Origin of the sequence: Konateibacter massiliensis (assembly GCF_900184995.1) — a bacterium.
Classification (GTDB): Bacteria; Bacillota; Clostridia; order Lachnospirales; family Lachnospiraceae; genus Lachnotalea; species Lachnotalea massiliensis.
Map to the genome: position 1 here is coordinate 2,096,887 of NZ_LT860099.1, position 15,319 is coordinate 2,112,205.

A 15,319-nucleotide genomic window follows, 5' to 3' on the forward strand; every position below is an offset into this window, starting at 1 on the left:
TAAATGATACATTCTCTCTTATGAAATTTCAACTTCAGATTTCAATTTGTCGGTGGCTTGGACGAAGTCTGCAAACTCATTTTGAAGTTTCAATGGTGGTAAAGGCATTGCTAATTTACGAACTATTCCTAAATTCAGAATATCCATTGTCCCACCATGTGTATTTTCAGCAAGAGCTCTTTTTAATGAGTCTGATTGAAAATAATGCTGGAAATAGAATGGATTAACTTTTTCCTTATCAAAAGTTATTTTCATTAACCGAGGATTGATAATTCCTGCTTCGAATTCCTCTGGTAATATCAATAGTTTTCCATAGGTTCCCACTAAACTTATTAGTACATCTCCCGCTTGAACCGCACAATTCTCTAATGATTTATATCTATCTCTATCAATATAATAATTTCCAAATGTCGAATCACCACTTATAACTTGTTCTTGTCCATATATTTTAAATCCTGACTCAACATAGAATTCTTTTTTTAATGCCGAACCAAATGGACCAGCCTTTAATGCATTCTTATCTTTTGCCACAACATCTTCAATTAATGGTAATGCCCACCCCATTTCATTAAGCACTGGATCCCCAAACATCTCAACAAATCGGGATTTGATGAGGTCATCCAATTCATGTAACTGCTTTTTTCTATGCTTAGTAACTTTGCCTACTCTATCAAGTTTTTCTACACAATTATTCTGTTCTGATATATCTATATTGGGAATCTTAACTTCTGAAAGCGACCCTTTATTAATTGCTTTAAAAGTACTTCCAGTTCCTTTATTATCCAACTCTTGCTTCATACTTTTTAAGGCATAATAAATATATTTAATATTTATCTTTTCATTTACTGGTGAAATAGCTGCAAGACCTCGTCCAATACAGCATTCCTCTGTGGCAAAGTTTAATGCACCTATAGGAGCTCTGACTGATAACAACAAATCTCCTTCATTAGCTATTTTTATAGGTTTGCTACACCACATTCTTGTAACAGGATACATATCACCAAAATCTGCATTACCTTGAAAAAATGGTATCCCATCATTTTCCTGGTTGTAACTACCAGAATCTGGAGACTGTCCCATATTTATATTACAAATCGATTGTAATTCTACTCTATCATATATCATAATCATCCCTACAAATCTAAATTGCAAGCAGATGTAAATTCAGTTACCTTACGATATGAATTTTCTATGTGAGTTTTTTACATTGTTTTGATTTACCATTGCATATTTCATCGTCGTATCAATCTGTTGATGTCCTAATAATCGTTGTACTTGTTCAATCGGCATCCCTTTATCAATTGCTCGTGTTGCCATTGTACGTCTGAATTTATGTGGATGCACTCTATCTATCTTCAATTTTCTTCCAAGTTCTCGAAGTCTAATCTCTACACCACTTATTTTAAGCCTTTCATAAGGAGCATTCAACGAGACAAATAACGCCTCATTATTATCTTTCCTCTCCCTTAGATAATTTTGTATATGTAGTTTGGTCCTTGCATCAAAATAAACTTTTCTCTCTTTATCCCCTTTTCCATACACAATACATTCTCTTTCCTGAAAATTTATATCTGAAATATCCAAATTTACCAGCTCACCGACACGCATTCCCGTAGAAAACAATAAATCTATCATTGCTAAATCTCTTTTTGTTTCACAACTATCTCTCATAATTTCAATACTCTCATCAGAAATTACTTCTTTAACGGTTGTTCCTGTTTTTACTTTATGAATCCGTCGAATCGGACTTTTAATAATATGGTCCTCTTCTTCTAACCATGAAAAAAAACTTGATAAATTCCTTCTGATATTGTCTATTGTAACCTTGCCACAATTGCCTTTTGAGTGGTATTCCGTTAAATATTCTCTAATAATTTCTGTCGTCATTTTTCTCACCGGCATTTTGATTGAATCCAACATACTTGAAATTGTAGATTTGTAATAAGCTATTGTTCTATCTGAACATCCTTCAATACGTTTTGCAGCCAGAAATATCTCCATATATTCATGATTATCAATGCATTCTATTTCTTCATCATTTTCATCCAAACGTTTTATCAAAACCTCTTGTAAACGTTTCATTTGGGTAATATTCAGGCAATCAGCCATATCATTTAATATATTATAAATCTTGTTTTGCATATTGATATACTCCTTTTTATAAGAAGTATATCAATTATTTAATGTTTAATGCAATTCCTAACTACACTGACCAAGATTACATTATTGTAGCATTTGGCAGTCAAAATGCCCCAGTTGCACTTTTGTCAAAAATTTCGACAGACTTATTTTTCTCTACTTATGATTTATGAAAAATACTTTTGCATTAAGGAATCAAATAAAAGTTGTGACTCATTAAGTGATTTCTGAACTTCAGATTTCAATTTGTCGGTGGTTTGGACGAAGTCTGCAAACTCATTTTGAAGTTTCAATGGTGGTAACAATATCTTTGTTTTCTTTATTTCACCTAAGTGCAGATTTGGAACACCAATACCTTTTATACTTCCATTGAATTGCCGCTTAGTATCTGGATTATTTATAGCACACCTAAAATAAATTGGATGGATTACTTCGGTAGGTCTTAGTAGCGCTAGACTAACATATATATCAAAAACCTCATCTGTATCGTTTATAGCCGCAACCCCGTAATTTACCCCATTTTTTGACATTAAAATATCATTTTTTTGAGGTTTTATTGTCGTATATAGTTTATCGTGTAATACAGCAGGTATATACTTTATATTCGTCCAATCTATCTTCTGTGACATTACATCCTTTGATGATAAAAATTGAAACCCATTAACCGTATCATCCGTATATTCTGGCGTCTGATGAGTACCGTCTTTTATTAATGAACATACATCTTCAGTGGATACTATATCAAATCCCTTAGCGTTATCATTAAGCGTCCCAAACATCTCAACAAATCGGGATTTGATGAGGTTGTCAAAACACTTCAACTGTTTTCTTCTTTTCTCGATAACATGATTCACTTTATCTAGGACTTCAACTTCTTTTCTTTGCTGATTCAGTTCCGGAACTTTCATCTTAACCTTTAGTAAATTAGCCTTTGTTAAACTCGGTATTGTAACCGTTGTATTCAATTTTTCAAAATTAAAGTATTTACAAAAATAATATAGGTATTTAGGGATAAGTTTTTCAGGTTTAGCAACAAGTCCAAACGCTGTATCAACGTTCCAAAATGGCATCTCAACATATATCGGATTATTTATACTTCCTTTTCTACCAATAATCACTGTATTTGCTTCACAAATATATTGATCAGCATATCCCATTATTCCACCGCTACCATAAATCGGATATATTCCATCTGAATTTTCAACAGCCTTTTGATTTTTTCCATTCTTTATATCTAAAATTTCTTCAAATGTCATCTCCATATTCATCCCCTACAAATCTAAATTGTCTTTCCCTTTCTTCCATACTTACAACATTGCCTTTAATTCAGCTAACTCTCTTGCTATCTGTGCATCTAATTCTAAAATCTTATCCATAATCTCTGCTGTTGGAGGATATTCTATTTTTTCATACTCCACTTGCTTGTACTTGTTTATGGAAAGATCATATTCATTATCAACGATTTCCTGCTTTAATACGAGAAAAGATTTTTCTGTTCTTGCTCTATTTTCTTCCTCTTTTTTGTTGTGGAATCTCTTAATAATATCTGGTATATCATTCTCCCGTACCTGTGTTCTTTTATCATCCAAACTAAATCCATCGGCTGTCATGTCATAGAACCATACATGATCCGTACCGCCATGCCCTGTTTTCGTAAATATTAATATTCCAGTGGACACCCCTGCATAAGGTTTAAATACTCCTGAAGGCATTGAAATAATTGCTTCTAGTCTCTGATTTTCTACTACTTCTTTTCTAATTGCTTTATGTGCAGTAGAGGAACCAAATAATACTCCGTCAGGCACAATACAAGCACATCTTCCTCCAATTTTTAACATTCTCACAAAGAGGGTAAGAAACAATAATTCTGTTTTCTTTGTCTTGCACACTTTTAATAAATCAGGTGATACAGAATCCGCATCTAATGTCCCTTTAAATGGAGGATTTGCAAGAATTAATGAAAACTTATCTTTGTCCTGATTCTGCTCCGATAAACTATCTTTGTATTCAATAAATGGACTTTCTACTCCATGTGTCATCATATTCATCGCTCCAATTCGAAGCATTGTTCTGTCCATGTCATATCCAAAAAACATGTGGTTCATATAATGATCTTTTTTCTGTTTGTGAAAGAAGATTTCTTCCTTATGTTTTTCTTTTAAATATTCACTTGCTGTTACAAGAAATCCAGATGTTCCACAAGCAGGATCGCAAATCACATCATCGGCCTGTGGTTGCATTAGTTCTACCATCATGCGAATAATATGCCTTGGAGTTCTAAACTGTCCATTCCTCCCTGATTGGGAAATTTTTGAAAGTAAATATTCATATACATCTCCACGAATATCAATCTCTGTCTTATCCGTTTCTTTTTTTGTTTCTACCATAAGCTTATATATCTCGTCTAAGGAGTCCACAACTTTTGATAACACTAAAGGTGTTGGCAATTTAAAGATTGCATCATCCATATATTTTGAATACGCACTATTTTTATCATTATGCAACGTTTTTATAAAAGGAAATACCCATTCCTGCATAATCGAATACATTTTAGGTGCCGGAAAGTCATGAAAAACAGACCATTTTAATTGTTTTCCAGCAATATTTCTATCCCCCATTTTAACATCTTCAGCAAATATACTCTTATAAGGTAATCCAAGCATTGCACTTTCTTTTGCCCTTGTATTATCTGAATCATCTAAATCATGAATGAACATAAGGTATGTAATTTGCTCAATTACTTCAAGAGGATTCACGAGTCCTCCTGCTGCAAATATATCCCATAAGCCATCAATTTTATTTTTTAATTCACCAGTTATCATTTTATTCGTCCTCTCTATTCCATGTATAAGCGGTATAACGTCCCCCGCCAATCTTAATGATATCGCCTTTCTTTACCAAATTATTTAATGTTCGTTGTACCGTTACCTGACTAATATCAGGACATTTTTTCATAATATCTGTTTTGGTGATTTTTCCAATTGTTTCTTTTATGATTTCTCTTACTCTGTCTGGTTTTGACATACCACTTGTTGTAAGCAATCTTACTCTTGAAGAAAATTCACGATAAGCGTTTACAATAATTCCTAATGTATATTTGACAAATGGGGCATAATCATTCTCATTTTCATGCCAATTATAGGAACTCGATTGTAACGCTTCATAGTAAGTATCTTTGGATAATTCAACTAGTTTTTCTATACTAATATATTTTCCTACAATATAACCTGAACGGTATAATAGCAAAAGAGTTAACAATCGACTTATACGACCGTTTCCATCATTAAATGGATGGATACACAAAAAATCTATTACAAACATAGGGATAATAATTAATGGATCTACCAACTCATTATTATTCATAATATCATCGAATGCTTTACATAATTGTTCTATCGCTTCTGCTGTTTCCCATGAAGCAACTGGTTCAAACCTTACCTTTTTATTTCCTTGACTATCTGTTTCTGCTATGACATTATCTGAATTTTTGTAATGTCCACCGCTCTCCAGCCCACTAAACTTGTACAAGTCTCGATGTAACTGTAATATGATTGTTGGTTTGATTGGTATATGTTCATAGCTATCATGTATTGTATTTAGCACATCTCTATATCCTGCTATTTCTAACTCGTCCCTGGTCTTTGGGATAGTTTTAGCTTGTACAATTTTTTTCAATCGCTCATCTGATGTGTAAATACCTTCAATTCTATTTGATGCTTCAACACTCTGTATTTTCGCAATCTCGACTAATTCTGTTAATTCATCGGCATACGACTCTATAAACAATGTCTGCTCGCCTTTAAATTCATGTATTTTGGAAAGCAATGACACAATATCTGGCGTTAATAAATCTTTCCACTTTTGATTATAATGGTAGTCTCGCATTTTAATTACCTCATTCATATATTAATTATATCACTTTTATGATTTTGAATTAATTAAATATTACAACTTAACGATATCATTGTCAATCATCAATTTAATCATTATTTATAAAATGATTAAATTGATGATTGCTTTGATTATATCAATTTTAAAAGATATAATCTAAATCCTTAGCGAGATATTTCACGAGCTTAATATTTATGATACAATGTTTTTAAAAATACATATTCATGTCAGTTATTTATAAAAATGAGGCAGCGAAATGAAGGACGAATCTATAGATAAAAAAATGTACCTTTTATCTTACCAAGCAGCGCATAAAATCAACGCTGATTACCCCCATGGTGTCTCATTATTTTCCTTATACTATATAATAAGAACTTTGGTCGGTTCAATGATTGCAACTTCGGAACAAAAGTAATTTTAAGGGGTATGGCAAACGCCATACCCCTTAACTTTACAACCTATTCTTCTATCTCTTACTCAACAACTCCACCTTCAACAACTAAGCTGTCTGGGTCTGCTGCATCACCATATACCGGTGCAAGTGTCTCCTCGTAAGCAGCATGGAAGAACTGCTCTTCTGCAAGACTCTTAATCTCGTCATTGATAAACTCAAGTAACTCTGTATTGCCCTTCTGAACTGCCGGTGCAATCGTGTCAATGCTTCCAAGGGAGTCTACACCAACTGCATAGCCTTCGTTTTCAAGTGCCCATGCAAGAACCTCTGTGTTGTCGGTAGAAAGTGCATCACCACGTCCGTCTAACAATGCGTTGTATGCCTCACTGTACTGGTCAAATTTTAAAAGCTTCACATCCGGGTAATTCTCGCTGAAGTAGGTTTCTGCTGTTGTTCCCTTGCTGATGATTAATGTCTTTCCGTTTAACTGCTCCGGCTCTGTAATCAATGCGCTCTCAGGGGATACAATACCAAGTGCTACCTTCATATACGGAAGGGCAAAATCAACTTGCTCTGCACGTTCCTCTGTCACGGTAAAGTTTGCTAAAATAATATCAACCTTTGCACTTACCAGGTATTCTACTCTGCTCGCAGCCTCAACCGGTACATATTCTACTTCTACACCAAGGTCTTCTGCCAGTCTGTTTCCAAGGTATACGTCATAACCCTGAAAATCTCCGTTGGAATCTACATATCCAAATGGTTTCTTGTCGCTGAATACGCCGATTACGATTTTGCCGCTCTCTTTGATTTCATCCAGTGTTCTCGCTGTTCCATCTGTGCTTTCCGCAGCTGCGCTGTCTGCTGCTTCTGCTGTATCTGTAGTAGTTGCTGCTTCTGTGGAAGTTGCCGCTGAATCCTGTGTAGAATTTGAGCAGCCTGTTAAAGCGATTGCTCCTAAGCTAAGTGTCAATAGTGCTGTCAATAATTTTTTCTTCATAATATTTTCTCCTTTTCTATCTCCTACTATATATTTGAACCGCTGTCTTTGGCGGTGTCAAAATCGAATACGTTTAAAAATTGTCTTGCCCTGTCAGTTTTTGGATTTGTAAAAAACTCCTTCGGGCTGCTCTCTTCTACCAGCTTACTGCTGTCTAAAAATATAATCCTGTCTGCGATTGCTCTCGCAAACTGCATTTCATGGGTCACAATTACCATTGTGCTTCCCTCTTTTGCAAGCTTTAACATAACATCCAGCACCTCTCGAACCATTTCCGGGTCCAGTGCCGCGGTTATCTCATCAAAAAGTATGACCTCGGGGTGCATACAGAGCGCTCTTACAATCGCAACTCTCTGCTTTTGTCCGCCGGATAGCTGTCTTGGGTATGCATTCTTTTTATCCAGCAAACCCACACGCTCCAGAAGCTTTTCTGCTTCTTCCTTTACTTCCTTTTTATCGCGGCGCTGTGATTTCACAGGTCCAAGTAGAATATTATCCAATATTGTCAGATGAGGGAATAAATCATAGCTTTGGAATACCATTCCGACCTTCTGTCTTACCAGATGCATCTTTTTATCCTGATTGCTGATTTTTTCACCGCTCAAGTATATTTCGCCCTCCTGGATCTGCTCCAGCCCATTGATACATCGAAGAAGGGTGCTTTTTCCACAGCCGGAGGGACCTAGTATCACAACGACCTCTCCCCTATGGACATCTATATTAATATCGTTTAATACAACCGTTTCATCATAGTTTTTCTTTAAATGCTTGATTTCTAATATTTTTTCTTTCTGGCTCATTTCGATTTTCACCTCAATCCTTCCATTTTTTCTCCAGCCTTACCGAGAGCCTTGATATCGGATAACATACAATAAAATATAAGAAAAAGATAAATGCGTATATCCACAATGCTGCGGAAGGAACCGTTAAGCGGTTTGCCTCTATAATCTGCTGTCCTACCTTTACCATCTCGACCACACCAATCAGTACAATTAACGAGGTCGTCTTTATCATTCTTGTTACCAGATTGATTGCAAGCGGCAGTAATCTTCGAATCGTCTGCGGTATAATAATGTGCTGGTACACCTGAAAATCAGTCAGCCCGATTGCCTTACCGCTTTCATACTGATGCTTTGGAATGGACTGCAGTGCACCTCTCACCAAATCTCCCATTTCCGCCGTTCCCCATATCGTAAACACGATAACCGCCGACACCTCGCCTGAAAGGTTAATGCCGAATGCCTTTGTCAGCCCGAAGTAGACAAGAAACAATAACACAAGCTGTGGCATAATACGGACAAATTCCAGATAAACTCTTGTGACCGCTTTGGTAACGGGATTTTTCATATTCATCACCATTCCAAGCAGTATGCCAAGAATAATGGAAAGTGCAACGCTTAAGAGTGAGATTTGAAGGGTAACCCCAAGTCCGCCAAGCAATCTTATTAAATTTTTACCTTCAAAAAGAACTCTAATTCCCAAATCCTGCATAGCGCAACTTCCTCTCTATTAACGAAAAAATAATTGATATCGGCAATAAAATAATCAGGTAAGCCACTACAAGCATCAAAAGAGCCTCATCCGTCTTATAATACAGACCAATCAAATCCTTTGCTACATACATCAAATCTGCAAGTGCCACTGCACTGAATACGGACGTTTCCTTGATTAAAAATATTACATTGGCGCTAAATGCCGGCATTGATATCGTCACTGCCTGCGGCAGTATAATATGCCAAAATACCTGGAACTTTGTCAGTCCAATGCTTAGTCCCGACTCTCTTTGAATATTCGGAATTGCCTCCAAGCCGCTTCGAAATGCCTCTGCCATATAGCTTCCTCCAAGAAATACCAAACCTACGATGGCACACGCCTCGGAGCTGAGTACAATTCCGATTTTCGGCAATCCAAAGTATAAAAAGAATAACTGGATTAATAATGGAGTGTTTCTTGATAGTTCAATATAGGCTGTCACTATCTTATGTATGATGGGTATTTTATAATAACGCACTAAGCTACAAACAAATCCAACTATGACGGAAAGTAAAATTCCGATTACCGCAATGGTCAGCGTCAATCTTGCTGCCTCAACATACAGGGGAAGATATTTTGATATAAACTGTATATCCATTTGTCTACCTCTTTCTATTTCCTATTTCTTACTTACATATTATTCATATCAACTTACTATGAAATTGATATTACTATTTTTTTAACCAGAAGTCAAGAAAAATTTTTATATTATTATATTAATTAAATTCAAATTAAAGAATAGGAACAAAGCAGACAAGTCCGCATAACTCCCTAATCCCTCACTCACGAGGGGCTCGGCTGCTTGGTGGCGCCGAACGCAATCACACAGCGACATCTTCCACTTGCATTCGTGCGCATAATATTTGTTTTTATCATAGGAATTTGGAAGCAATCCCCTATAATAGAATACAAAATGTGGCTTTCATGCATATTCAAATTAATATTGCAAGAAAGCCACATAGACTTTATTTATCTTATTCAATTGCTTGAAGAGCAAAGTGTGCTACCCGACTGCTTCTCTCTCATTTCCTATACATAAATAATCGTAATCCCCGCAAAGCTTGAATTTCCAACCAATGTCACAGTCGGGACACCCGTGCTTTGATTTTTATTTTTCTCCTCGATTGCTCCGAAGGAGGTGTTTGCTTTGTTTACCACATTCCACTGCTTCGGTATAAACAACTCCACTCCTGCAAAGGATACATCAAGTGCAATAACTGCATTGTCGCCTCGAATCACAGCATTGTCAAAATATACCTTCATTGCACCAAAGGAACAGCTTAAATCTGCTTGTTTGAAATCTTCTGCATTTACATATTTGATTGTAGAGCCAAATTTACTCTCAAAGAAAAAACTGCTGTCATCCGCTTCGTCAATAATCTCCTGAAAATGCTCATCGTTCACATAGCCCTTATAACGTCTGTAATGATGTCTGTCATGGAATATAATAGAAAGTCCGATACTTCCAAGTAATGCGGCACCCAGTACCGGCCAAGGCGTAATGCTTGTGATCCCAAGCACATCATCATAGATGATGCACAAAAATGCTGCCGGAAATAATATACCGGAAAAATGCATATACCTTATGCTCCGTACCATATAAGGCACCAAAAATACGGTCAATATAACGCTGAATAAATTGATACCCTCAAAATATCCCAATCGATTTACAATAATAAAAATTCCTGCCACAATAAAAAGTAATCCCCAAAAAGTCTTTTCTTTGTTCATAGACTCATCCTCTTTTCTTCTAATTTTTCTTTTAACAGCTTATAATAATATCTTGATACAAATACCTGCTTATGTGTATTCTGAAACTGAACAATACTTGACGCCGTCAGATTACGGCTAATGGAATAAATATGGTTCACATTCAATATGGTTGATTTGGATATTCTCATAAAATATCCTGGCAAAAGCTCCTCCAATTCATAAAGCTTTCGTTTTGTCTGATAAACATTATCTAGTGTGTGCACACAAATACCGTTTCTCTCTGTCTCGAAAAACAATATTTCTTCTAAAGCCAGATAATATTCCGTGTCCCCCTTATAGAAGACAAAGCGCTGCGCTTTTGAAGCAATATCCGATACAAACTTCTGTATTTGATAAATCTTGTCATTTACCTCTTTGCAGCGGATTATGATTTCTTCTTCTGTTAAATTCTCATCTACTTCAATTCGTATTTTCATTTCCTCATCTCCATACTGCTATTATAACAAGAATTATTCTGCTGTAAATGCTTTTTGAGCGAGTGGTAAAATATTTAGGGTAAGTGGTTTAGATTTTTAAATGAAGAGTGTAAGAAAGCGTAAAAAAAGCTTTTATATAGTTTTTCCTATACAAAAGCTCTTTCCTTTTTATTTTCTTATGACAACTTAAATTGCCCTACGATATCTTCCAAATCCTTTGCACAATTAAAGCTTTCCTCCGCAAGGCTATTTGTTTCGCTGGCTCTTTCTACCATACCCGCAGTTTTCTCTGCAATATCTGTCACTCCGAGACTGGATTCCCCGATTGTATCCTTGATGCCCGACAAAGCGTCCGCAATCATATTGATAGAAAGTGCCAAGTCTTCCATTGCACCGTGGATATCATTCATATCATTTTTAAATACTGTAGCATCCTCATTGTACTGCTCGCCGACCTTAATAAATCCTTCGTAGTCCTCCAAGACAGCGCCACCTAAAAATTGTGTCGTTTCATCCAAACATTCCGCCATATTTTCTACGGCATAGTTTACCTCATCCACAACTTGGTTTATATTAGAAACCTCCTTCGAGGTCTGCTCTGCTAATTTTCCGATTTCGGATGCAACTACCGCAAAACCTCTTCCTGCCTCGCCCGCTCTTGCCGCCTCAATGCTTGCATTCAATGCCAGCAAGCCCGTCTGCGAGGAAATCTCCATAATAGCCTTCGTCAACACATTGATTTTTTCCACCGCCCTTGAATCGGCTATGGCTTTATCCGACTTAGCACGCACTGAACTGTAAATTTCCTTTGTTTTATCGCTTGCCTCAACAGTATTATCGCGAAGAGAACCTGCCCTCTTCATAATTTCTCCGGAACGGCCTGCTCCCTCCTGAGAAAGTTTGCTGATATCCGATGCTCCGGCTTTAATGTCATTTATATTTTCAAAAATAGTTTCCGTTGTAGCTGCCGTTTCCTCCATGCCTGCTGCCAGCTCCTCTGTCGTAGCAGAATTATCGGCAGACATCTGATTTACTACATGAATAACATCCTGTAAGCTGCTGACACTGCTTTTGATACGAACCTCCGCACTGTCAATCTTTCGTACCATCTCTCTGAGACTTTTCCTCATGTCATGTACCGCTCTTGCCATCTCTCCGGTCTCATCACGGCGTTTGGTCATTTTTTCGCTGTTGTCACGATGGCGGAAATTAAATTCAGCGGTGTCATGGATGATCTCTGTCAACTGCTTAATCGGCTTTACAAGAAAGCTGCCAACCACAAAGCCGTACAGTCCCATAACGATAACGATGATAACCGCGATTATCACAGATGTCTTCACAATATCGTTAATCGGCTTCATAATTTCATCCTCATCTGCCGTTACAACCAAAATATCATTGTTTTTGGTAATTGCATAGCTAGCATATTTCATAACACCCTTGTACTCGTAGATAATAACGCTGTCAGCAGGAATTTTTCCCCCCTGCAATTGGGCAACAAGTCCTTTTACCACCTCATTTTCGACGCTCGATCCGATTTTATCCGCTGTCGGGTGATATTTCATAATCCCGTCCGCGGCCACCAGATAGGCGTAGGAGCTTGCTGCATTCTCTACCTTAACACTTCCCAGAACGTCTGCATATTGTTCTGCTGTTATTTCCTTACCGTCCGACAGATTATCCAAAATAGTTCTCTCGGAGGCAGCCATGTTCAGCATATAAGATTTCGTCGTATTGGAAACCAAATTTCTGCTGATTGGTATTACTGTAAACATACATATAATAATTGCAATTAAAACAGAACTTATAATTGCCGCTATTACTTTTGCCTTAATCGACGCTATCTGAAGCGTATTTTTTTTATTCTTTTGTACTTGGCTCATTATCTAATCTCCCTATGTGCGCTAATTTTTCTTTTATTATAACATGATATTATTTTAATTAAATAATCCATTTGTCCTAATTCATGAAATTTTTATTATTTATATATAATTTATCATAAAAGAAAAATATCTTTTGATCTCTTAGTCAATCCAGCTTATGAAAATAAAAAGGAAACTGTGGTAATTCTAACATTTTAAACGTTAAGGGAAGTATCTTTTCAGACACTTCCCCTAAGGTTATTTTTAATATAAACTGACTTAAAACTAGCTTATTGCAACTCCTGCACTTGCATATCCTGTAAGTGTGGCAGCAATGTCAATACCATCTGTAACACTAGCTGAAAATACTAACAATAAGCGTGTACCCGCTGTAACCGGAATACTAAGACCTGTCGTTATTCCGTCTGCTATATCACCAATAGCAATCAATCCGTTAAAAGCAGGTGCAAGTGTTACTGTAGCTAACGCTATCGGTGCAAATACATTATCCGGTGTTGTTGATGAGTATAAGGTTGCTTCTACTGTGACATCTGAGCCAATTAATGATACTCCTAGTGTTGTACTGAAATATGCTGCAATAGAAGTAATCACCCCATCCCTTGGCATAGAAAAAGCCATGTTACCGACGGTAGTTGTATCAATCGTTCCTCCTACTAGGCTGATTCCTGTCACGCTGCTTCCAAAGCCAAGAACTGAAGTGGTTCCCAGCACTCCGCCCAAAACAGTTGTAACAACAGCCGGCGTTCCTGATGCAAATGGTATGATTGCTCCGATTCCTGGTTCTCCTGGTTCACCCTGCGGACCTGCCGGACCTGCTGCTCCTTCTGGACCTGCCGGACCTGCTGCTCCTTCTGGACCTGCCGGACCTGCTTCTCCTGCCGGACCCGCTGGACCCGCTGGACCTGCTTCGCCTGCCGGACCTGCCGGACCTGCTGCTCCTTCTGGACCTGCCGGACCTGCTTCTCCTGCTNCCTGCTTCTCCCTGAGGGCCTTGTGCTCCCGGTATTCCCTGAGGTCCCTGCGGTCCCTGTGGACCCTGCGGACCTGTTGCTCCGGTTACGCCCTGGAAACCTCTTGGTCCCATCGGACCGGTCGGTCCCTGCGGACCTCTTGGTCCTGGAGGGCCCGGAGGGCCTGGTCTACAGCAAGAGGATCCCCCACCGGATGAGCCTCCAGTCGAGTTACAAAAATCAAAACAGCTTTGCTGTGCAATATTGTCTTCCTTTTCATACTCTTTCATAGTTTAAGCTCCTTTAACTATAAATTTAGAATATTTTCTTTTAATATCATAGAAACTATTCTAATATATAATATGAAATGCATATAATATTAGTTCGAATTTCTTCTCTTCTCTTCAAAATACTTTTATTATAAAGCATTGCCGAATCTTCTGGCTTACAGTGCCCTACCAGTAGAAAAAAGTATAGGTCACGGACTAATTACAGCCCAAGACCTATACTTTTTTCATTTATTTTCTACAAAACCTATTGATATTAAAAATCATTTAATTACTTAATTGAACAATCGTTAAAGAGCGATTCATATACCCTAAAGCAGGAAAACCCGTACTAATACTTGCGCCTACTTCATCCCCTGATGCTAAGAGGGATTGAACGACAAATGTTGAGCTGCTTCTATTCGATATCTTAAAAAAGGTAGTAGTATCACCAAAAATAGGGGTACCATTGACAGTAATAATAGCATTCAGATACGGTTGATCTGTATCTGGCTCAGTAGTAGCTTCTGCGTTAATAGATATGGTTATTTGATAAATTCCACTTTCACCAACCACTAATTCATTGCCCGACAGACTAACTGTGATAGTATCTGATAGAGGTCCATTCACACTAAACGGTACCGGTGTAAGTGTTGCCCCAGGTGTCTCTACACTAGCTCCTCTTAAAGAACCATAAGCCAAAACGACCTCTCCCGCGGGACCTTGCGGACCTGCCGGACCTGCTGCTCCTTCTGGGCCTGCTGGACCCGATTCACCTGGTTCGCCCTGTGGACCTGCTGGACCTGCTTCTCCCTGTGGACCCGCTGGACCTGCTGCTCCTTCTGGGCCTGCCGGTCCTGCTTCTCCTGGCTCTCCCTGTGGACCTGCTGGACCTGCTTCTCCCTGTGCACCCGCGGGACCTGCTGCTCCTTCTGGGCCTGCCGGGCCTGCTTCGCCTGGCTCTCCCTGCGGACCTGCCGGACCTGCTTCTCCCTGTGGACCCGCTGGACCTGCCACTCCTTCTGGACCTGCCGGACCTGCCTCGCCTGCTTCTCCCTGTGGACCTGCCGGACC

Annotated in this window: 13 protein-coding genes and 1 pseudogene; all 14 read right to left on the bottom strand. The window is 38.1% G+C overall.

All coding sequences use genetic code 11. The features are described 5' to 3' along the window. Nucleotides 1-18 precede the first annotated feature (18 nt). Nucleotides 19-1,125, bottom strand: a complete 1,107-nt coding sequence (locus CTY48_RS15350) for a restriction endonuclease subunit S (RefSeq protein ID WP_180272750.1) — start codon at nucleotides 1,123-1,125, stop codon at nucleotides 19-21. Nucleotides 1,126-1,173: 48 nt separating this feature from the next. Next, nucleotides 1,174-2,142 carry a site-specific tyrosine recombinase/integron integrase gene (gene xerA / locus CTY48_RS15355; RefSeq protein ID WP_099469337.1) on the bottom strand — a complete coding sequence of 323 codons (969 nt, stop codon included), beginning with the start codon at nucleotides 2,140-2,142 and terminating at the stop codon, nucleotides 1,174-1,176. A 164-nt stretch (nucleotides 2,143-2,306) separates the two neighbouring features. Further along, nucleotides 2,307-3,401 (bottom strand): restriction endonuclease subunit S, encoded by a 1,095-nt coding sequence (locus CTY48_RS15360; RefSeq protein WP_236354970.1) that lies wholly within the window; start codon nucleotides 3,399-3,401, stop codon nucleotides 2,307-2,309. 45 nt (nucleotides 3,402-3,446) lie between these two features. After that, on the bottom strand, nucleotides 3,447-4,961 hold the full coding sequence (locus tag CTY48_RS15365) for a class I SAM-dependent DNA methyltransferase (protein WP_099469339.1): 1,515 nt from the start codon (nucleotides 4,959-4,961) through the stop codon (nucleotides 3,447-3,449). A gap of 1 nt (nucleotide 4,962) precedes the next feature. Further along, nucleotides 4,963-6,024, bottom strand: coding sequence for a Fic family protein (locus CTY48_RS15370; protein ID WP_099469340.1), 1,062 nt, complete (start codon nucleotides 6,022-6,024; stop codon nucleotides 4,963-4,965). Nucleotides 6,025-6,503: 479 nt separating this feature from the next. Continuing rightward, nucleotides 6,504-7,424, bottom strand: a complete 921-nt coding sequence (locus tag CTY48_RS15375; RefSeq protein ID WP_099469341.1) for a cysteine ABC transporter substrate-binding protein — start codon at nucleotides 7,422-7,424, stop codon at nucleotides 6,504-6,506. A 26-nt stretch (nucleotides 7,425-7,450) separates the two neighbouring features. Beyond that, on the bottom strand, nucleotides 7,451-8,224 hold the full coding sequence (locus CTY48_RS15380; protein WP_099470193.1) for an amino acid ABC transporter ATP-binding protein: 774 nt from the start codon (nucleotides 8,222-8,224) through the stop codon (nucleotides 7,451-7,453). Between the two features lie 13 nt (nucleotides 8,225-8,237). Continuing rightward, nucleotides 8,238-8,915, bottom strand: a complete 678-nt coding sequence (locus CTY48_RS15385) for an amino acid ABC transporter permease (RefSeq protein WP_099469342.1) — start codon at nucleotides 8,913-8,915, stop codon at nucleotides 8,238-8,240. Continuing rightward, nucleotides 8,896-9,555 carry an amino acid ABC transporter permease gene (locus tag CTY48_RS15390; RefSeq protein WP_099469343.1) on the bottom strand — a complete coding sequence of 220 codons (660 nt, stop codon included), beginning with the start codon at nucleotides 9,553-9,555 and terminating at the stop codon, nucleotides 8,896-8,898. Before CTY48_RS15390 ends, CTY48_RS15385 begins: the two co-directional genes overlap by 20 nt. Before the next feature lie 431 nt (nucleotides 9,556-9,986). Beyond that, the gene (locus CTY48_RS15395) at nucleotides 9,987-10,688 is read right to left on the bottom strand and encodes a LiaF transmembrane domain-containing protein (protein ID WP_099469344.1); all 702 of its coding nucleotides are present in this window, start codon (nucleotides 10,686-10,688) and stop codon (nucleotides 9,987-9,989) included. After that, a complete protein-coding gene (locus tag CTY48_RS15400; protein WP_099469345.1) occupies nucleotides 10,685-11,146 on the bottom strand; it encodes a LytTR family DNA-binding domain-containing protein in 462 nt (153 codons plus the stop codon). Before CTY48_RS15400 ends, CTY48_RS15395 begins: the two co-directional genes overlap by 4 nt. A 176-nt stretch (nucleotides 11,147-11,322) precedes the next feature. Further along, nucleotides 11,323-13,029, bottom strand: coding sequence for a methyl-accepting chemotaxis protein (locus CTY48_RS15405; protein ID WP_099469346.1), 1,707 nt, complete (start codon nucleotides 13,027-13,029; stop codon nucleotides 11,323-11,325). A gap of 264 nt (nucleotides 13,030-13,293) precedes the next feature. Further along, a complete protein-coding gene (locus CTY48_RS19910) occupies nucleotides 13,294-13,803 on the bottom strand; it encodes an exosporium glycoprotein BclB-related protein (RefSeq protein WP_143452731.1) in 510 nt (169 codons plus the stop codon). Between the two features lie 730 nt (nucleotides 13,804-14,533). Further along, nucleotides 14,534-15,319, bottom strand: a pseudogene (locus tag CTY48_RS20015) (hypothetical protein); the annotation flags it as partial.